The 18,716-nt window shown below is 69.5% G+C and carries 13 protein-coding genes; 9 read left to right on the forward strand and 4 right to left on the reverse strand.

Going from position 1 to position 18,716, the window contains the following annotated elements; translation table 11 throughout:
- Positions 1 to 12: 12 nt before the first annotated feature.
- A complete protein-coding gene (locus OG462_RS07415) occupies positions 13 to 8,577 on the reverse strand; it encodes a DNRLRE domain-containing protein (RefSeq protein WP_406055650.1) in 8,565 nt (2,854 codons plus the stop codon).
- A gap of 421 nt (positions 8,578 to 8,998) precedes the next feature.
- On the opposite strand from OG462_RS07415, the gene OG462_RS07420 reads away from it, so the two are divergent.
- The 5 genes from OG462_RS07420 (at position 8,999) to OG462_RS07440 (ending at position 13,943) form a co-directional block, all read left to right on the forward strand.
- Positions 8,999 to 9,514: a hypothetical protein gene (locus OG462_RS07420; RefSeq protein ID WP_406055652.1), complete on the forward strand. Its 516-nt coding sequence runs from the start codon at positions 8,999 to 9,001 to the stop codon at positions 9,512 to 9,514.
- A 146-nt stretch (positions 9,515 to 9,660) separates the two neighbouring features.
- Positions 9,661 to 10,155 carry a hypothetical protein gene (locus OG462_RS07425; protein WP_406055654.1) on the forward strand — a complete coding sequence of 165 codons (495 nt, stop codon included), beginning with the start codon at positions 9,661 to 9,663 and terminating at the stop codon, positions 10,153 to 10,155.
- Positions 10,152 to 12,014: a GMC family oxidoreductase gene (locus OG462_RS07430; RefSeq protein WP_406055656.1), complete on the forward strand. Its 1,863-nt coding sequence runs from the start codon at positions 10,152 to 10,154 to the stop codon at positions 12,012 to 12,014. The genes OG462_RS07425 and OG462_RS07430 overlap by 4 nt, the downstream gene beginning before the upstream one ends.
- Positions 12,011 to 12,880, forward strand: coding sequence for a hypothetical protein (locus OG462_RS07435; protein WP_406055658.1), 870 nt, complete (start codon positions 12,011 to 12,013; stop codon positions 12,878 to 12,880). The genes OG462_RS07430 and OG462_RS07435 overlap by 4 nt, the downstream gene beginning before the upstream one ends.
- 331 nt (positions 12,881 to 13,211) lie before the next feature.
- Positions 13,212 to 13,943, forward strand: coding sequence for a class I SAM-dependent methyltransferase (locus OG462_RS07440; RefSeq protein ID WP_406055660.1), 732 nt, complete (start codon positions 13,212 to 13,214; stop codon positions 13,941 to 13,943).
- 191 nt (positions 13,944 to 14,134) lie between these two features.
- On the opposite strand, the gene OG462_RS07445 is transcribed toward OG462_RS07440, so the two are convergent.
- Positions 14,135 to 14,866: a MerR family transcriptional regulator gene (locus OG462_RS07445; protein ID WP_406055662.1), complete on the reverse strand. Its 732-nt coding sequence runs from the start codon at positions 14,864 to 14,866 to the stop codon at positions 14,135 to 14,137.
- A gap of 75 nt (positions 14,867 to 14,941) precedes the next feature.
- Here OG462_RS07445 and OG462_RS07450 point away from each other — a divergent pair, with 75 nt between their 5' ends.
- Complete coding sequence (locus OG462_RS07450) at positions 14,942 to 15,211, forward strand: hypothetical protein (protein WP_406055664.1); 270 nt, start codon at positions 14,942 to 14,944, stop codon at positions 15,209 to 15,211.
- Between the two features lie 22 nt (positions 15,212 to 15,233).
- On the opposite strand, the gene OG462_RS07455 is transcribed toward OG462_RS07450, so the two are convergent.
- Positions 15,234 to 15,548 (reverse strand): hypothetical protein, encoded by a 315-nt coding sequence (locus OG462_RS07455; protein WP_406055666.1) that lies wholly within the window; start codon positions 15,546 to 15,548, stop codon positions 15,234 to 15,236.
- 205 nt (positions 15,549 to 15,753) lie between these two features.
- On the opposite strand from OG462_RS07455, the gene OG462_RS07460 reads away from it, so the two are divergent.
- Positions 15,754 to 15,915: a hypothetical protein gene (locus tag OG462_RS07460; protein WP_406055668.1), complete on the forward strand. Its 162-nt coding sequence runs from the start codon at positions 15,754 to 15,756 to the stop codon at positions 15,913 to 15,915.
- Between the two features lie 114 nt (positions 15,916 to 16,029).
- Here the strand turns inward: OG462_RS07460 and OG462_RS07465 are convergent, their stop codons facing one another.
- Entirely contained in the window at positions 16,030 to 17,199 is a 1,170-nt protein-coding gene (locus OG462_RS07465) for an MFS transporter (protein WP_406055670.1), read from the reverse strand.
- A 38-nt stretch (positions 17,200 to 17,237) separates the two neighbouring features.
- Between OG462_RS07465 and OG462_RS07470 the strand changes: the two genes are divergently transcribed.
- Both OG462_RS07470 and OG462_RS07475 read left to right on the forward strand, forming a co-directional pair.
- Positions 17,238 to 17,834 carry a CGNR zinc finger domain-containing protein gene (locus OG462_RS07470; protein ID WP_406055672.1) on the forward strand — a complete coding sequence of 199 codons (597 nt, stop codon included), beginning with the start codon at positions 17,238 to 17,240 and terminating at the stop codon, positions 17,832 to 17,834.
- Between the two features lie 237 nt (positions 17,835 to 18,071).
- Positions 18,072 to 18,608 carry a hypothetical protein gene (locus OG462_RS07475; protein ID WP_406055674.1) on the forward strand — a complete coding sequence of 179 codons (537 nt, stop codon included), beginning with the start codon at positions 18,072 to 18,074 and terminating at the stop codon, positions 18,606 to 18,608.
- Positions 18,609 to 18,716: the final 108 nt, after the last annotated feature.

The raw sequence follows: 18,716 nt of genomic DNA on the forward strand, positions 1-18,716 counted from the left end.
ACTAGGCCCCTTCTAGCACGTCGAACCGATGCCGGTACGGGAGTTGATCACAGTGCACGAGTAGGTCTCCTGGATGTCGCCCTGAGGTCCGTATGCGGTCATTCCCACCTGGACGGTGGTGGGAACAGCCGAATGTGGATCTCCGTAGACGGGAACGACCGACATGAACAGTTTGTTGTTCCCGGTCAAGTGCTTCCACCCGAAGGATTCGACCTTGCTGGCCATCCTTGCATTCGCCCTGCCATGCAAAGCCACCAGGTTCTTGACATCCTGGCCGGTGCCCTTCCCCCAGTAACCTATCAGGTGGCCTGCCTGCGGGTTCCCGCCTCCTGCCGCGATTTCACCCATTCCCTCCGGCTGCACGGACGGTTCGCATTCGGGGCACTTGGGCAGCCCGCCCGCCCCGGTGCGCGACCTGCGGTCGTCCTTGGTGAGGAACGCCCAGGCACCGATCGACCTGCAGCCCTTGTTCCCCTGGTGATCCGTGTATTCCTCGAGGCCGCCGTAGACCCGTCCTCCGTCGATCAGAGGCATCGGGTCGCACGAGGGGTTGTTGGTGTCGGTGGTCCGCGGCGCGGGCCTGGGCTGGGGGCCCGGCGACGGCTGGGGGGTGGGACCCGGACGCGGTTCGTCGGACGAATCGCTGGAACTGGTCGAGTCCGCGGACGGCATCAGCATGCTGCCCAGGGCCGTCCCCGCGTCCGCCAGGTTCTGCTGGCCCTCCGGAGTCGCCGCGTACAGGGCGGTGACGAGTGCTGCCCCCGCCCAGTAGATGGCCGGGATCGCGAAGACGAAGTGGCCGTCCAGCTCGACGAGGCTGGTGGGGTTGCCGCCGGTGAAGGCGTAGCGGTTGCTGGTGTACGGGTCCGCGCCCAGCTTCATGTCGGCGAGGGCGCCGTTGTACATGTCCCGGCTGGTGAAGCGGTTGAGGCCCGGGTTGTAGTCCCGGAAGCCCATGTCGTACGTGCCGGACTGGGCATCCCAGCGCTTGGCGTTGAAGCGGTACGGGTTGTACTCCTCCTTGTCCGGCTGGCCGGCCTCGGGCTTGTCGATGCCGGTGAACTCGGTGGCGTCGTTGTTGCCGTAGGCGGTGTAGCCGTAGGTGGCCTTGGCGTCGCCGTTCTTGTCGGTCAGCGTCTCGACGTCGGTGTGGCTGTTGTAGCCGTAGTAGCCGTCCTCGGTCGTGCCGTCCGTGTTGTGCTTGCTCTGCGACAGTCGCTCGCCCCACGGGCTGTACTGGAACGACTTGGTGAGCGCGCCGGCGACCTTCTCGTCGAGGACCTCGCCGGACAGGCCCAGGTACTCGAAGTCGGTGGTCTTGCCGTCCGACGTCTTCGACGCGGTGCGGTCCAGCGGGTCGAAGGTGTACGTCGTCGACTTCATCGCGCCGCCGGCGCCCGTCTTCTGGGCCTCCACGACGTGGTCGAAGCCGTCGTAGACGGTCCGTTCGATGACCTTGCCGCCGGAGCTGACCGACTGCTGACGCCCGAAGGGGTCGTAGGCGTAGCTTGCGCCGACGCCCCCCGTCGTCGCGGTCAGCAGCCTGTTCCGGTCGTACTGGAACGTGGTGCCGACACCCTTGACGGTCTGGCTGATGACGTTGGCGTTGTCGTCGTGGGTGTACGTCTCCGTGCCTGCGCCGTTGCCCGTCTTGACCGACTTGGTCAGCCGGTCGGCCGGGTCGTATGTGAAGTCGGTCGTGGAGTCGAGGTACGCCGAGCGGTTGTCGGCGTTCATCTTCTTCGCGGCGTCCTGCGCCTTGTTGCCGTTGGCGTCGTAGGCGTAGGTGTGGGAGGCGACGAGCGTGGTGCCGTCCGCCTTCTTCTCCGTCGTCGACTTCAGTGCGCCGTCGAGGTAGTAGGTGTAGTCGACGGTGTTGCCGTTGGCCTTGGTCTCCTTCAGCTTCTGGGCACGGTCCGTGTACGTGTACGACGTGACCTTGGGCGAGCCGTCCGTCGCGGACTTGCCGACGGACACCGTCCTGACCTTCTCGCGGAGGTCGTAGGTGTACGTGGAGAACTGGCTGGGGTGGGTGACCGTCTCCGCCTGGCCGTTGGCGTCGTACGTGTACGACGTCGCCTTCTTCTCCGTGCCGGACAGGGACTCCGTCACCTTCCGGACCTGGTTGAGGCCGGTGTAGGTGATGGCGTAGCCGTCGATCTTCGCCCCGGACGACGTGTCGCCGATCGACGTCAGGTTGCCGTTGACGTCGTAGGCGTAGTCGAAGGTCCGCTTCTCGGTGTCGGTCTCCGCGGAGTTGTCACGGACCAGCTTGACCCCGTCCGCGACCACGACTCCGGCGCTGTTCTGATCCAGCTTCAGCTTGGTGTCCTCGCCCTGCTTGAGGGCGTAGTTGCCGAGGCTGACCCAGGTACCGCTGCCGGCGTTCTGGTCCTTGGTGATCGCCGGTTCGGTGGTCGTGCCATGGCTGAGCGTGTACTTCGCGGTGGTCGCGGCACCCGTCACCTTCGGGTACTTCACGTACGCGGTGTACGTGCCGTCCTTGGGGATGTCGAGCGTCCACGTGAAGGCGTCCGTGCCCGCGCCGGCCGCGTGGGTGCGGTGGTCGTAGCCCTGCTGCCCGGTGATGTTCCCGGTGGCCCAGGTGCCCGTGGAGGAGGTGTGCTGGGTGTCGGAGTTGTCCACCAGGACCACCGACCTGCCCACCGGAACACCGTCGTCGGAGCGGGACCTGACCTTGCCGTCGGGGTAGAACGACCACGTCATCGTGCGGTTGGAGGAGCCGCCCGCCGACGTCAGGGTCCTGGCCGTCTGCTGGCCCGCGTCGTTGTAGTCGTAGGTGGTGGCGATGTCCCACGGATCCGTGGAGCTCTTCGTCCAGCCGTTGTCGAAGTACGCGAAGACGGCGTCGTTCCGGACCGTCTGGCCCTCCGAGGGCGGCATGGAGGTCTTGGCGACCCGGCCCACGGCGTCGTACACGGTCTCGGTGTAGACGTCGGGGTCGTTGTGGCGGGCGTCCGCCGGGTCGTACGGCTGGTACTGGCGCTTGGGCCGGTTCAGCGCGTCGTACTCGGTGCGGGCGGTGAACGCCGTGGTCGTCCCCGCCTCGACGGCACGCGGGGTGATGACCTTGGTCGTGTTGCCGACCTGGTCGTACTCGTACCGGGTGGTGCGGTAGGTGATCGGCGAGGTGCCGCTGCGCGGGATCCTGACCTCGGTCTGCTTGCCGCGCTCGTCGTAGCTGACGAGGGTGGTGTTGTTCTCGGCGTCCGTCGTGGAGACGACCAGGGAGTCCTTGTCGTAGGCCTTCCTGGAGGTCTTGCTGGCGGCGTCCGTGGCCGTGGTGACCCGGTGGTTCAGGTCGTAGGCGGACAGGGAGCTGTAGTCGGAAGTGTCGGCCGTGGCGTTCTTCTTCGGGTCGACGACCTTGGTGGTGTTGCCGACGTTGTCGTACTCGTAGCTGACCCTGTCGCCGTTCGCGTTGGTGACGGAGGTGAGCTGGTAGATCTCGTTGTAGTAGTTGGTCGTGACGAAGTCCGTCGCGTCCGCCGTGGTCAGTGTGCCCTTCGGCTCGGTCGTCGTCCTGAGGTTGCCGACCTTGTCGTAGGTGTAGGTGGTCCGCCGCTCGTCCGACGACGTGGTGTACTTCGGCGCGGTCGCCGAGGTCATCTGGTCGGTCGCGTCGTACACCGCGGTGGACACCGCGCCGGTGGGCGCCGTCGACGTGGTGACGTTGTCGTTGGCGTCGTACACGGGCGCCGGAGCGGAGATCAGGTCACCGGTGGCCTGGTCCTTGGGCTCGGTCTTGACCAGCGGACGGCCGAAGGTGTCGTACGTCTGCGTGATCTTCTTGCCCAGCGCGTCGGTCACCTCGGTGACCTGGCCGCGCTCGTCGTAGACGAACGTCGACGACTTGTTCAGCGCGTCCGTCATCGTCCTCGGGAAGCCCGTGGGCCCGAAGTCGCTGTTCGTGTCCGCGTTGCCGTTGGCGTCGGTCGCCCTGGTCAGCTGGCCGTACGCGTCGTACTCGTACGAGGTGGTGTAGTCACCGGCGACGGTGGTGGTGGCGACGCCCTTGGGGTCGGTGACGGTCTTCAGGTTGCCGAAGGTGTCGTAGCCGAACTGCCACTTCCGGCCCTCGGGAGAGCTCTTGGTGAAGAGATCGGCCGAGTAGCCGTCGGCACGGGTCTGGTACACGTACCGGGAGGAGTTCGCCGGGTAGACGCCCGGGGCGCAGTCCGAAGTGGGCGGCACACCCGCCTTGTTGTTCTCCGCGTCGCGCTTCCAGAGCGGGTGGCCCGTCTTCTGGTCGTAGCAGTACGCGGTCTTGGCGCCGTTGTTCTCCTCCGAGTACGTGACGTTGTTGTCCGCGTCCCACGACAGCTTCATCGACTGCGACTTGGCGTTCGTCGACTGGACGGCGCGGCCGAAGTCGTCGGTCACGTAGTCGGTGGCACGCGACTCCGCGTCGGTGACCCTGGTGTCGGTGAACTTGGGGTTGCCGGCGTTCACGGCGTACGTGAAGCCCGTGGCGCCCTGGAGACGGTCGGTGATCGTCTTCGTCCACCAGTGGTACTTCGGGTCGTCCCCGGTCTGCGGGAAGTTGTACACGAGCGACGTGGCGTTGCCGCGCGGGTCGGTGGCCTTGACGAGCTTGACGTTCTTGTTGCCCTGGGTGGCGTCGTACTCGAAGCCGAAGACCTTCGGCTGGGTGGACCCGGCGCCGTCGGTGATCTTGGTGAGCAGGCCCTTGTCGGAGTACTCGAAGGTGACCTTGCGGCCCGAGATGTCGGTCAGCGACTTGATGTGGTCGATGATCTTCGGGTTGTTGCCGTCGGCCTTGGAGTAGTACTCGACCGTCAGCGACTGGCGGCCCGCCGGGTCGGTGATGTACCTGAGGAACTTGGTCGGCTTGTTGTTGGACTTGCGTTCCTCGTACGTGTACGTCTGCGTGTTGCCGTTCTTCTCGACCAGCGACGTCATGTAGCCGTCACAGCCGAACACGAAGCGCGTGCCGTCCGGACGCGTCATCGTCCAGGCGTCGGGGACCGGGTCCTTCAGTGGCGTGCAGTCCAGACCGGGCTTGGCCGTCAGCTTGTAGTGGACGCCCGCCGGGGCCTTCCAGGAGCCGTCGGCCTGCTCACGGAAGACATGGGTCGTGCCGTCGCCGTCCGGGAGCTTGATCTCGGTCGGGTGCGGCTTGGGGTGGAACTCCAGCGGCGCGCCGAGCCGGACGGGTCCGGCGGCCTGGAAGGACCAGCCGGGCCCGGAGACCGTGTCCGAGGTGTCCAGGCTGTTGTAGGCGAACCGGGCGAAGGTGGTGACGCCGCGGCCCGGGTTGGTGAACGCGTTGTACTGCCAGACGGTGTTGCCGGACGCCAGGTTGTTCATGACGTTCGAGCCGGCACCGGTGTTCTTGCCCGTGTAGACGTAGAACTTCTCCATGCCGAGCTGGTTGGAGGTCGGGTCCTCCACCGCCACGTTCTGCTTCAGGCCGGGGATGCCCGCGGTGCCCGAGGCCCATGTGCCGGCCGTCTTGTTGTAGACGTCCCAGGTCAGGACGTAGTCGGTGCGCTTGTTGCCGTTGTCCGAGTTGATCGGCGTCTTCACCGTCGCCTGCAGGCCGACCGAGCCACCGGGCGCGACGTTCGACGGCAGCGCGGTCCGGACCTGGTTGCCGCCGTTGGTGACGTCGGTGCCGTCCGGCAGGGCCCACGTGTAGGTGAGGACCTGGTCGGCGGCGTTCCACGTCGACGCGGTGGTGTTGCTGAGGGTGAAGTCGACGGTGTAGTCGGTGTTCGGGGTCATCCGCGCCGGCGTCTGCGGCGCGTAGTAGGTCGACTCGGTGGTGGAGTCGATGTACGTGACGACGATCCTCGGGCGGAGGCGCTGCTCGGTGCCCTCGGAGGACAGGAACAGGGTCCGCTCCTGCGCGGCGGTCTCGTCGGCCATCCTGATGGCCACGCCCTGCTGGGAGGCGGGGGTGGTCACCCAGGACTGGGCCAGCGAGGTGACGTTCCAGTCGTGCCGGGCCGGGTCGTTGGTCTTCACCCCGGTGTCGGCCGCCACCGCTCCGAGGTCACCACCCGCGGTGGTCCAGTTCGTGGTGGCGGTCGCCTTGACCCAGGTCGCCGTGGACTCGTCGAAGTCGCGTGTCAGCGGCCGCAGTTCGTAGATGGCCCCGCCGGTGTCCTGCGCGGTCTGGGTGCTCCAGAGCCGCACGTTCGCGTCCAGCACCCGCGCCGTGGCGGGGATGCCGAGGGCCGGGAACTTCAGCAGCGCGCGGGTGTCGCCGTACGTCGCCGAGTTGTTGCCGACGCTGAGCCAGTTCTTCGGGCCGCCGTCGTCGATCGTGTCGTGCGTGAGCGTCGTACGGGCCGAGGACAGGGTGGTGTCCTGCGTCGCGTCGAGGACCTTCGTCGTACGGCCGGCCTTCGGCAGCCGTACGAGCTGGGTCGGGGCGGCGACGACCTGCCCGTCCTTCGTCTTGACCGCGACCATGTAGTAGTACGCGCGCCCGAACGGATCGGGGTCGTCGGCCTTCGTCGGGACACCCGTGGTGTCCGTGAACGACGTCACCGTCGACGCGACGGGCGAGACGAGCGTGACCGCGGACGGCGTGAACGTCTGGTTGATGGACCGGTGGACCTGGTACTCGACGATGTCGTCGCCGGTGCCGATCGGGTCCTTCTCCTGGTACGCCGACCAGGAGAGCTCCGCACCCGTGTCGTGGATCACCGTCGGGGCCGCCAGGTCCACGCCCTGACGGCCGAACGTCATGACCAGACGCGGGTAGTTGGCGGTCTCACCGCCGTACCCGAACTCGCTGCCCTCGTACCGCGGGCCGCCCTTGGGGCCGTTGGCGCTCTCGTCGCCGGCCTTGATGACGAAACCGTGGTTGCTGTTCGCGCCGTCGATCCAGGACTGGACGGTCTTGGTCACCGGGAAGGTGTGCCAGGTGTTCAGCTCGCCCGGCTGCTTGGTGACGACGCCGCCCTTGGTGAAGCGAACCGCGTCCGCGATCACCGACGTGGCCGTCGACGCGGGACCGTCCCCCAGGACGATCTTGCCCAGGGTGCCCGCCTTGAACGGGTGGGACCCCAGCGTCTTCCACACACCGGCCGTACCGGCCTGCTGGTCGACGGTGTACGCCTTGCTGCCACCGTCGTACGTGATGGTGTACGGGGCGTTCGTGGCACGGTCCGAGGCCGGGATGTTGTGCGCCTCGACCTGGTACGTGCCGTCCTCGGGGAGGTTCGGCTGCCAGGTGTACGTGTCACCGGCGACCGAGTCCTTGTTGTACAGGTAGTCCTGGTTCACCGCGTACTGCGTGTACGCCGTGTTCCCCGAGGCCGGCCAGGCACCGACGGCGGCCGTCCGTCCGGCGTCGCCGTCGTCCACCACGACCGCCGTGCCCGAGAGCTCGCCGGTGATCGCGTCGGCACTGTTCCACGTGGCCTGTTCCTCGGTCCAGGCCTGCGTGGCGCGGTGCGCCTCCAACTGGACCTCGGTGTCACCCGTGGTGTGCGTCTGGTCGTAGTACAGCTTCAGATCGGCCGAGTCCAGCTTGGTGCCGGCCGGGACGCCGGTCAGCGGGAACCGCAGCAGGGCACGGGAGGTGCCGGTGCTGGTGTTGCCGACCGAAAGACGCCAGTTGTCGTTGTAGTTCGTCGTCGGACCGTCCGACGAGATCATCACGTCCTGCGCCGTCGTCGGCGTAGGGGCGATCGAGATCGTCGGGTCGACGGTGACCGGGTACTGCCGCTCGGGCGCGGCCAGCCATGCCGCGTCCGGGGTGACGGTCAGCTTCCAGCCCTTGCCGGCCCTGGTCAGCTTCTGGGTGACCTTGTCGCTGTACGCGAGTCCGTACGGCGAGCGGGCGTCCTTCTTCGCGTCCGTCATGAACGCGGCCGGGATCACCAGGACCGGATCCGCGCCCTCACCGTAGAAGAGGACCGAGCCGTCCTTGCCGGACTTCGGCGTCAGGCCGCCCGCGTCCAGGGTGAACGTGAAGGAGACCGGGCCCGCGGGCTTCCGGTCGAGGACGATGTTCTCCTTCACCCGCCCCGGACCCACCTGGTACGACAGGTCGGCGCCGTGGACTGCGTCCTTGTAGGTCACGGTGTCGCCCTGGGCCACCGGGGCGAGCCCGGCAGCGCCCTGGAGGCCGAGCGTCACCGCGTGACCGCCGGCCTCGAAGCGAAGGAGGCCGCTCGGGTCAGTGCCGAACCAACTGCGGGCCGCGTTGGTCGCGTTGGTGAACGCGAAGCCCTTGGCGTCGGTCGGGGTGACCGTCGGGTCGATGTCCTTCCAGGACTTCCCCGCCCGGTAGCCCGTCGGTACGGCCGACACCTCGGCCTGCACCCGGCCGTCGGACAGCTGCCAGTACCGGGCGTTGGCCGTGCGCCTGCTCGTCAGCTCCCCGACGCGCTTCGGCTTCGCGGCCGCCTTGCCCTTCGGCAGCCTCTCCCGGCTCGGAAGCACCGGAGTACCACCGGTCGAGGGCTGTTCCGGTCCTTCGGGTTCGTCTTCCGAGAACCAGCCGGCGAAGGCATCGACAATGCCCTCGCCGTCATCAGGTGAAACCGGCGCCGCATAAGCGACTTGTGGCAGCATGGAGCCGGCGACAGCCGAAACCACGAGGCAGGCTATCGCCCGCCCGTACCTGAATTTCACGCGAATCCCTTCCTCTGCTCCCCTCGCGCGCGTACGCGGAGTGGAGCTCACCAACGCGCCGACGGGGGAGGATCCCTCGTCGGTCGCGGTGGACCCGACCTCGACCGGAGCACCTCGGGGCATGACAAACCAGGCCACGTCCCTGCACGGGGGAAGCGACCTCACAAGAGGTGTGCCGATCAAGGCGGGGGTGATTCTTATTCACAGACATGATGCTCCGTCAAGCGTTCGCTCATATAGGGCATTTCAGAGTTCACCTGACAGCGCCCCCTGCAACTTGCCTGATTTGTCGGCGGCCTGGCATTCGTCGATTCCGATGGTGTATAACCCAGGCGAATTTGCGTCTACAGAAAGCGCGGACATGCCGACGACCGAAGAAGCGGCAGCACCGGAAGGGCCCGGAATTCCGGGCACCACAGGGGTTCCGGGGAGCCCGGCCGACCGCCGTATCGACCGCAGCGGCATCGCCGTCGCCACTGTCCTGCTGCTCGCGTGCGGCGCGTTCGTGGGCTACGGCGTCCTCGGCTCCGAGGACGCCCCGGCGAACGTGCGGGCGACGGTGCCCACCGCCGAGGTGACCTACGAGGTGCTCGGCGAGGGCGCGGCCGACATCTCCTACCGGGGGGCCGGCGGCGAGGCACAGGTGGTCGTCGCGCATGTCGGCCTGCCGTGGCGGAAGACGGTGAGCCTTCCGTCCGGAGCGTCCCCGTCCGTCGGCGTCACCCTCGGCGAGAAGGGCGGTACGGCGAGCTGCACCCTGGTCGTACGGGGCAAGCACGTCCAACGCGCCACCGTCACCGGCGCCTTCGGCCGGACGACCTGCAGCAGTGAACTCCCCGCGCCCGAAGCCGTGACACCCGTCGAAGGAGCCGAATGACTCCACCCCGTTGACGTGATGCCGTCGGGGTTTCTGGGCATCGCCCCGCACGCTCTCCATGCGGAGCCGGGTGATCCAGGGGCGGGATCAAGCCCTTCACGGGGCGCGGCGCATGTCCCGGTGGGCGGTGGGGCACCGATGCCCGCGTGCCCAACTCAGACGAGACACATCGCTTCACCGCCCTCTCGGCGCGGCTGACCGGCTTCGACAGAGCGGACCTGGACGCCACCGGGCTGACCGAGGTGTACCGCGCGGTGGCCGCGGAGCGGCTCGGCACCCGAAGGTACGCCCGCCTCCTGCAGGAGACGGGCGAGGACGAGGGCGGCGCCCTGGAGGGCGACCTGCGGACGGCTGCCCGGGCGGTGACGTACCTCTGGTACACGGGCAGTTGGCCGGGCCCATCGCCGTTCGTGGTGTCCCCGCGCGCCTACGCCGAGGGCCTGATGTGGAAGGCGGCCGGTCTCAGGGCGCCCGCCACCGGGCCCGGAGGGTACGGAAGTTGGGCCGAGGCGCACGACCGGTCCGGCCCGGGCAGCGCGGTAGACCGGTCCGGCCCGGGCGGCGCGGTATCGCGGTCCGGCCCGGGCGGCGCGGCGGACCGGTCCGGCCCGGGCGGCGCGGTCGAATGGAGCGGCCCGTGACGCGCTACGACGTGATCGTCGTCGGCGCCGGTGTCGCGGGCTCGCTCGTCGCCCACCGGCTCGGCGGGCACGGCCGACGGGTCCTGGTCCTGGAGGCGGGCACGGCGGACCCCGGCGACACACCTGCCGACGATCCGCTCACCACCTACCTGGCGGCCTCGGCCAAGGTGCCCGGCTCACCCTTCCGGCCCCATCCCGCAGCCCCTTGGCCCGAGGTGACGGACCTCGCCGGCACGGTTGGGACTCCGGGGTACCGGGCGGCCGGCCATCTCCAGCAGGACGGCCCGCTCCCGTACGCCAGCGGCTACGTCCGCGCGAACGGCGGCACCGGCAACGTCTGGACCGGCCTCGCGCCGCGCATGCTCCCGGAGGACTTCGACACCGAGTCCTTCGGGTACGGGCGGCGGTGGCCGCTCACGTACGACGAGCTGGAACCCCACTACCGTGCCGCCGAGGAGGAGTTGGGGGTGGCCGCCGACACCGACGAGCAGCGCGAGCACGTGGGGCTGCCCTTCCCCGACGACTACGTGTTCCCCATGCGGCCGCTGCCGGCCGCGCGTCTGGACCGCGTCCTCGCCGCCCGCCTCGACGGGCGGCGCGTGAAGGATCCCGTGGCCCGGCGCGAGGTCGAGCTGAGGGTGGTCGGCACCCCGCACGCGCGCAACGGCGTCCCGGACCCCCGCTACGACGCCGGTCGTGGCTTCGTGCCGCGCGGCCGGCACGGGCGGCCGGACCCGGAGAGCCGGTGCGTGGGCAACGCGAGCTGCATCCCGCACTGCCCCTCGTACGCGAAGTACACTCCGCTCAAGACGCAGGGACGGTGGAGCACGACCGTCACCCTCCGGGACCGGTCGGTGGTGAGCCGCGTCCTCGTCGACGCGAGCGGTCGTGCCACGGGCGTGGAGTACCGCTCGTACGACGGGACGCGGTCCGTCGCGCACGCCGATGTCGTGGTCCTCGCCGCGCACGCCGTGGAGAACGCCCGGCTGCTGCTCCTCTCCGGGCTCGCCGAGGGAAGCGGCCAGGTCGGGCGCAACCTGATGGACCATCCCGTCCTGCTGACCTGGGGCCTGCTGCCCGAGGACACCGGGCCGTACCGGGGTCCCGGTTCGGTCTCCGGTTTCGAGGGCTTCCGCGCGGGCCCGGCGCGTCGGCTCCGGGCTCCCTTCCGCGTCGAGTTCGGGACGTGGGGCTGGGTCTGGGCGAAGGGACCCGTCGACACGGACGTGCAGCACTTCCTCGACGAACGGGGCCTCCTCGGAGCCGAGTTGAGGCGGGCGGTCGGCGACCGGATCCGCCGCCAGTTCACCCTCCAGTTCGAGATGGAGCAGAGCGCCGACCCCGCGAACCGCGTCAGCCTCCACCCGTACGAGCGCGACCCGCTGGGGCTGCCCCGCCCCCTCGTCACATACGACCTCGACGAGCACGTGAAGGAGGGAATGGCGGCGGCCCGGGCGGTCTCGGACCAGATCTTCGGGCTCCTCGGCGCCGAGGACCACACCGACTACGCCCCGGCGGCGGCCTGGCCCGGCCGCTTCGAGCACGGGGGCCGTACGTACGGCTACCGCGGGGCCGGCCATGCCGCCGGCACCCACATCATGGGCGATTCCCCGGCCACGTCGGTGGTGGACGCCTGGCAGCGCTGCTGGGACCACCCCGGCCTGTACGCGGTCGGCTGCGGCAGCATGCCCTCGGTGGCCACCTCCAACCCGACGCTGACCATGGCCGCGCTCGCCCTGCGCAGCGCGGAGCGCGTCGAGGCGGACCTGGCGTCCCGCGACCGGCCCGCGTCCCTCGGTTCGCCCCCGTCGTCCCCCGCGAGCAGCGAGACATCACCGACCCGAGGAGCCTCCGCATGACCGCCCCCCTGCCCCTTCCGCCTGTTCCCGAGCCGTTTCGACTCCCCTTCCACTACGGGTCGTTGCACCAGGTCGGCATCGACTGGCTGGTCGAGTCCGGACCGGTCCGCGAGCTGCTCGCCAAGCATCACCCGGATCTGACCGCGGCCGAGTTCGAGGACGGACGAGCGCTGGTATCGCTCAACTACCAGCTGTACTTCGCGCAGTACGCCTTCGGTGGCGGCGTCACCCAGGAGATCGAGTTCAACGTCATCGCGTTCCCGACGGCCGCGGAGGGGCGGCTGCCACGGCTGACCTACGCCCAGTACGCGCAGGGCTGGGATCAGACGAAGCTGCTCGGCATCGCGCGCCTCCACGTCGTCTGCGACAACCCGTTCGCGATCAGGGCCGGGCGCGAGCTCTACGCCGAACCCAAGTACCCGGGCCGGTTCGAGGTCGGACTGCCGTCGCTCAACGGGCCCGAGGGCGACACCTGGAACGTACGGTGCAGGGCGGCCACGGTCGGCCCGGACGACACGCTGGAGAAGGACCTCGGCCCGCTGCTCGACATCACGGCGGAGCTCGACGGCCTCACCCCCGTCGCCGCGAATTCCGCCCCGATCACCGGCTACGGCACCGACAGCGAGGGGCGCCTGCTCGCCGGCCCCATGAACGTCTACCAGCCTTACCGCTGGTACGACCTGGCCGCCCCCGAACACTCCGAGCGCACACGACTGGCGGTACACGCTCCCAACGACGACCTCGGCCGCGACATCCTCACCCTGCTGGGCACCGGGCCACAGGCCGCCGGCGCCTGGACGCACCAGTCGCCCCCGGTGGCCGCCCACAACCGCCCGTACTACGTACCGACGGAGCCACGCCTCTGACCGACGCCCGGGCATTGTGCAGGACCGGCCGCCTTCGGCCGGCTCGACGGCCGTAGACGGTCCTGCACGGACCGAACCGGTCGAGCGGGTCACGCCGCTGCGCTCGTGCCGTCGCCGTAAGGGCACGGCACGGCGACGGCGACGGCCCGGCAGCGGGATTACGCCTGTCGTGTGGACGTCATGCGTGGCGGGGAAGCGGTACGGGCGGGGCGCCGGTGGGGACCGTAGTCTCGGGCCGCCCCTACGGCGTACGCCCACCCCGGGGGCCCGCCCGCCACGGGCTACGCCTGCCTGGGAGTGGACGCCCCGCCCACACACATGAGGATCCGTCATGACCGCACAGGACACCTCCCCGCCCCTGCTCACACTCGACCGGCTCGACGAGGTCGAGGGATGGTTCTTCGACGCCGACCGGTTCGTCTTCGACTGGCTCCTGACCCACCAGCGCGACCACGGCATCCGCGGTGACCTGCTGGAACTCGGCGTCTACAAGGGCAAGAGCGCCATCGCCATCGGCTACCACGCCTCCGACGGCGAGCAGTTCACCGTCTGTGACCTGTTCGACGCGGGCGAAGCCCCCGACGACTCCACGGCCACCGAGATGCGGGTGTACTACCCGACCCTGACCCGTCAGGTGTTCGAGGCCAACTATCTGCGCTTCCACGGCCGGCTGCCCACCGTGATCCAAGGGTCCTCCTCCGAGGTCACCGGCCATGTGCCCGCCCGCAGCTGCCGCTTCGTGCACATCGACGCCTCGCACCTGTACCACCACGTCCGCGCGGACATCGCCGCTGCGCGCGAGCTGCTGACCGAGGACGGAGTGGTCTCCCTCGACGACTTCCGCAGCCCCCACACCCCCGGGGTCGCGGCGGCCACCTGGGAGGCGGTCCTCACCGCCGGCCTCAAGCCGGTGGTGCTCACCGAGAGCAAGCTGTACGGAACCTGGGGCTCCGCCGACGTCCTGCGCGACGCCCTCGCCGACCGCGTGACCACCCACCCCACCCTCTGGGGCGTCACCGAAGACGTGGCCGGCCACACCCTGCTACGGCTCCACTCCCGCTGACTCCACCGCCCCCACCGCCGGTCCAGGGGGACCCGGGTGGGAGTCCGGCCGGGGGAAGACGGCCGGACTCCGGCCGACGAGACGGTCGAGCGGGACGTCCCCCACGCGAAGGCCTGGGCTCGTCATCCTCGATGACGAGCCCAGGCCTTGTCCGAACTCCGTGATCCGCCTCGTCCGACGGCCCGGACGGCTCAGACGCCCAGTTGTGCGCGGACGAGCGAGTCGAGTCGCCGCCATGCCGGGGACGAGGCGGTGACCGTGCCCTGGATGAGGGCGGGAATCTCGGAGCCTGTGTCCAACTGGGGCACGTCGGCGGTTCCGTAGCGTTCCCGGGTTGCCTCGGTGATCCGGCGCGCGAGGTCGTCGATACGGGGGTCGCCGGGGTCGAGGTCGTGCGCCTGGTCGTAGTCGAGGAAGAGCCGCCGTAGCGCCGGGTCGGCCAGGCTCTCGGCCTGGTCGTGGAACAGGACGGTCGCCCGGTCCGGGTGGGTGGCGAACACGAGGATCCACAGGTCGCGTTGCAGGTCCACCCATCGCGGTGTGAATCCCCAGCGGGCGAGGTTCTCCAGGTGTTCGCCGACCTCGGTGGGCAGCGGGGACAGCTGACCGGCGGCGAGTCGGCGCAGGCGCCCCTGTGTCGCCCGTAGACCGTGGATGCGGGCGGTCATCTCGTCGTCGATCCCCCGCAGCGCCTGCTGGAACTCCTCGTCGGTCGCCGATCTCAGCTCCCGGATACGGGCCAGGGGGACGCCTGCTTCGGCGAGCGTCCGGATCTTGATCAGGTCGATGGCGTCCTGCGCGCCGTACCGCCGGTAGCCGGATGCGTCGCGGTCGGGCTCGGGGAGCAGCCCCTTGTCGTGGTAGACGCGGATGGTCTTGATCGACACACCGACGTGCCTGGCCAGCTGCCCGATGGTGATCATCCGGCCGTCCTTCCACTTGACCTTGCCCCTGGGGCAGGGTCGCACGATGGCGTCATGGAACACAGGAACGTGAATGTGGATCGTCAGACACTGCGCGAACTCGCCGACGAAGGTAACGAGACCGCTCTGGACCGGCTGTCCGACCTCGCCGACGCGGATGGCGACCTCGGCGGGCTGAGCGAACTGCTGGACGAGGGATCGATGCATGCCGGGTTCCTGCTCACTCGACGCGCGGTCGCGGCCGGTGACCTGCGTGAACTGCAGCGGATCTCCGACGCGGGGTACGACGAGGCCGGGAACGAGCTGGACCGGTTGCTGAAGGCAGCCGGCGGGCATCGCCCCTGAGGGTGCGATCTGCCGCCGGTGTTCAGTTCGCGGCAGCGGCCGCGAGCTCCCGCCGCAGTTGGTCGACACCGGGAGCTCCCGCCAGGCCCTCAGGCGTGCGGTAGACCCGGCACGCCAGTCCGGGCGGGCGGTCGGCGTCTGCGAACGGGTCGCGTCCGTCGACGAGGACGGTCGGGGAGCCGGTGAAGCCGTACCGCTCGGCCTCGGCCTGGGCCGTCAGGACCCGGGCGGAGACAACGGCGTCACGCAGGCCGACATCGGCCAGGGCCTGCCGTAGCCGCTCGATGACCAGCTTCTCGTTCGGGCAGTCGGGCACGACCAGCACGGTGATGTCCATCTCCCCAGGATCGCGCGCTTCCGCCCTCCCGACGTATCCCCCGACCGCGCCCCTCCTCACGCTCCCGCTCCGCCTGCCCCTGACCGCATGCGGCGCGTCGACTGGGCGGGACCTCCGACGGTGAGCCCCCACTGGCCTCTTCCTCCGCCCGGACCTGGAGTCACCGCTCACGCTCCTCAAGCTGGGCCTCGTCCTGGCCGTCACCGTGAACGGCCTCTACGCGCACGGGCTCGGTCAGCGCCTGGAGCCGTACCGGGGCACACCGCCACCGCGACGGTTGCTCGTCCAGGCGGGGGTCGCCGCCACCGTGAGCCAGACCGGCTGGTGGGGAGCGACGCTGATCGGCTTCCTCAACAGCCAGTCCTGAGGCTCGCGCCACGTGGCCGCACGGTGGCGCGACTTCGGCGAGCCTGGCAGCGGCGGCCCGGAGCGGCCGTCCGGGCAGCCAGGTCCATGTCGAGCTGCGGTGAGGGCCGAGCCATTACGCAGCCCTGGGAATCGCGAAGAAAGCCAGTGCCGCGACGGCCGCCACGCTCGCTGCGAGCACCAGAGCGCCGGGAAGGGACCAGGTCGCGACTGGTCCGGCAACCGCCGCCCCCACCGCGAATCCGGTGATCTTCAAACTGGCGCCGGTGGTGAAGATCTGGCCGCGCAGGTGTTCCGGGGCCTCCCGATGGCGGACGGCGAACAAGGCGGCCAGCTGGGGTCCTTCACCGATCCCGACCACGAGTACGGCCACGATGAGCACGACTGGTCGGCTCGACGCCGCCAAGGCCAACGCGGCGGCCTGGACAAGGGCACTGGCCCAGATGATCGCGCCGGGGGCGACCGCACGCGGAAACCGGGCGAGAACGGCGTTGGCCACCAGGGCGGAGATCGCCATGCAGGACAGCAGCACCGCGCCGCGGCCTGCTCCGCCCAGGACACGCGCGCCCAGGAGTGGGATGCACGCCATCAGCATCCCCTGGGCGACGCAGGAGACGACCGAGGTGACGGTCGCTCGGGCCAACAACGGCCTTCCGGCAATGACCCGGATTCCGGCAGCAAGGTCACTGATCACCGAGGATGTCCGAGCGCCCCGCGCCCGCCCCGGACGGGCAGGCAGCATCCAGGCCGCGGGCAGTGCCGAGGCGATGAGCACGACGGAGACCACCACGGCCGTGGGGGATCCCAGCGCCTCTGCCACGCCGCCGGCGAGAGCCGGACCGGCAAGACTCGCCACACTGAACGTCATGGCATCGAGCGCATTCGCGCGGGACAGGCGATCGCCGAGCACCACACGGGGCAGTTGGGCCGTCCACCCTCCTGACAGGGCCGGCCCCAACAGCCCTGTCAACACCGCGATCAGGATGGTGACAGCGAACGGCAACCGACCGAGTCCCACGAGAATCATCCCCAGTCCCGCCGCATACAGGACAAGGGCCCCGGCCAGCAGGCGTCCCGGCCGTCCTGCTCTGTCGAGGAGCGCCCCGAGCACCGGCCCTCCTACCGCGGCGGAGATCGTGATCCCCGCGAGCAGCGACGACGCGTCGACGGTCGATCCGGTCAGGGCGAATCCCGTCAGCATCAGCGCAGGTCCCGACATCTCGTCCCCGGCACGAGCTGCCACTGCCCCGGCCAGGTAGCGATGGAGTGAGTAACGCTTTCTCATCGTCAAGACGTTACTGATGTAACTCAAACCTCAGCAAGATGCGTTACATTCCACGGGTGTCCTCCCACAGCGACGACTGGTCCACCCGGCACTCCGTGCTGACCACGGCTCAGCGGACCGCCGCCCTGGTCAACACTCTCGCCGGCGAATCCCCCGACCCGACCGAAGTCGCCGACGTCCTCCGCGCGTACGGCGAGACAGACCCCATCGACCTCACCACCCGCGATGTCGCCGGAATGCGCGCCGCCGCCGCCCTGCTGCGGCAGGTCTTCGCCGCCGAGCACGCCGATGGCGCCGCCGCCATCCTCAACCGCCTTCTGCAGGAACACACCGGTCCGCTCCGCCTGACCTCACACGGCGGCAGCGCCCCCTGGCATCCTCACCTCGACGGAGACGACAACGCCCCCTGGGACGAATGGCTCCTCGCCTCGTCCTGCATGGCCCTGGCAGTCCTCGTCTGGGACCGCCAACGCCCGCCCGGCAGAATCTGCGCATCGCCCAGCTGCCAGAACGTCTTCATCGCCCAAGGCAGCGGTCCGGAACGCCGCTACTGCTCCCGCCGATGCGCGACCCGCGAACGAGTCGCAGCCCATCGACGCTCCCACGCCGCCGAGCAGCAGAGCGACATCAAGTAGGGCGCTCAGGATGCACCGCAGCATCGCGCAATCGGCCCCGGCGGCGACGAACGACGGTTGCCGTCCTCCGCACCGCCACCTGCCCCGGGACCTGACCCCGACTACTGCGCGTGGCCCTTTCGTGGGCGCGCCGCTCGGCGGGGGAGCGCGCCCACGACGGAGTGAATGGGACGTGGGGAGTACACCCCCCACTTGAATGGCCTGCGTAACCCCCCACTCACGTAAGGACCTTGCGGCATGCCTGCACTTCCGCCGATCGGCGCCGAGATCCCCTGCTCCCGCCTCGCTGTCAACACCCCGCTCCGGATCAAGGACGCCCTCGTCAGCGTCGACTTCCGGGGCGGCATCAAGCACCGCGTCGACGTCAACCCCGAAGACCCGATCAACTCCGTTCGCATGCGGACCGTCGGCCACCGGATGACCGCGGAGCTGCCGGGAGAGGACGGGACGAGCGGGGGCGTCATCACCATCGAACAGAACGACGTCGATGTCGACGCGCCCACCACCCTGCGCTTGACCCAGAAGTTCCCGCCCAAGTACGAGTTCCGCGAGGTCTCGACCTTCACGATGACCATCGACCAGCCCGGGGGCGGGGGCGAACCGCTGATTCTGACCACCAAGGAGCCGATGGTCCTCATCGGACAGCTGACCCAGTACCCGCCCCGCGGCGACCTCTACAAGCTGGAGAAGCCGGTCGAGCTCGTCGACCTGGACGACCCGACCAAGGTGCTCGCCGTCATCGAGAACTTCCCCGTCAAGGTCGGCGGCCTCTGACAGCGTCAGCGGGACCAGCTCAGGTGGGGCGCGTCGGGTGCACGACGGCTGCCCGGCAGCGCGTACGCGTTGCCGGGCAGCGCCCGGCGGTCCGGCTCGTTCCGGCAC

This window comes from Streptomyces sp. NBC_01077, assembly GCF_045162855.1.
GTDB lineage: Bacteria > Actinomycetota > Actinomycetes > Streptomycetales > Streptomycetaceae > Streptomyces.

Coding starts and splice junctions, on each gene's coding strand:
- OG462_RS07415 (WP_406055650.1), bottom strand. CDS start 8,577: ATGCTGCCACAAGTCGCTTATGCGGCGCCGGTTTCACCTGATGACGGC.
- OG462_RS07420 (WP_406055652.1), top strand. CDS start 8,999: ATGCCGACGACCGAAGAAGCGGCAGCACCGGAAGGGCCCGGAATTCCG.
- OG462_RS07435 (WP_406055658.1), top strand. CDS start 12,011: ATGACCGCCCCCCTGCCCCTTCCGCCTGTTCCCGAGCCGTTTCGACTC.
- OG462_RS07440 (WP_406055660.1), top strand. CDS start 13,212: ATGACCGCACAGGACACCTCCCCGCCCCTGCTCACACTCGACCGGCTC.
- OG462_RS07445 (WP_406055662.1), bottom strand. CDS start 14,866: ATGATCACCATCGGGCAGCTGGCCAGGCACGTCGGTGTGTCGATCAAG.
- OG462_RS07455 (WP_406055666.1), bottom strand. CDS start 15,548: ATGGACATCACCGTGCTGGTCGTGCCCGACTGCCCGAACGAGAAGCTG.
- OG462_RS07465 (WP_406055670.1), bottom strand. CDS start 17,199: ATGAGAAAGCGTTACTCACTCCATCGCTACCTGGCCGGGGCAGTGGCA.
- OG462_RS07470 (WP_406055672.1), top strand. CDS start 17,238: ATGCGTTACATTCCACGGGTGTCCTCCCACAGCGACGACTGGTCCACC.
- OG462_RS07475 (WP_406055674.1), top strand. CDS start 18,072: ATGCCTGCACTTCCGCCGATCGGCGCCGAGATCCCCTGCTCCCGCCTC.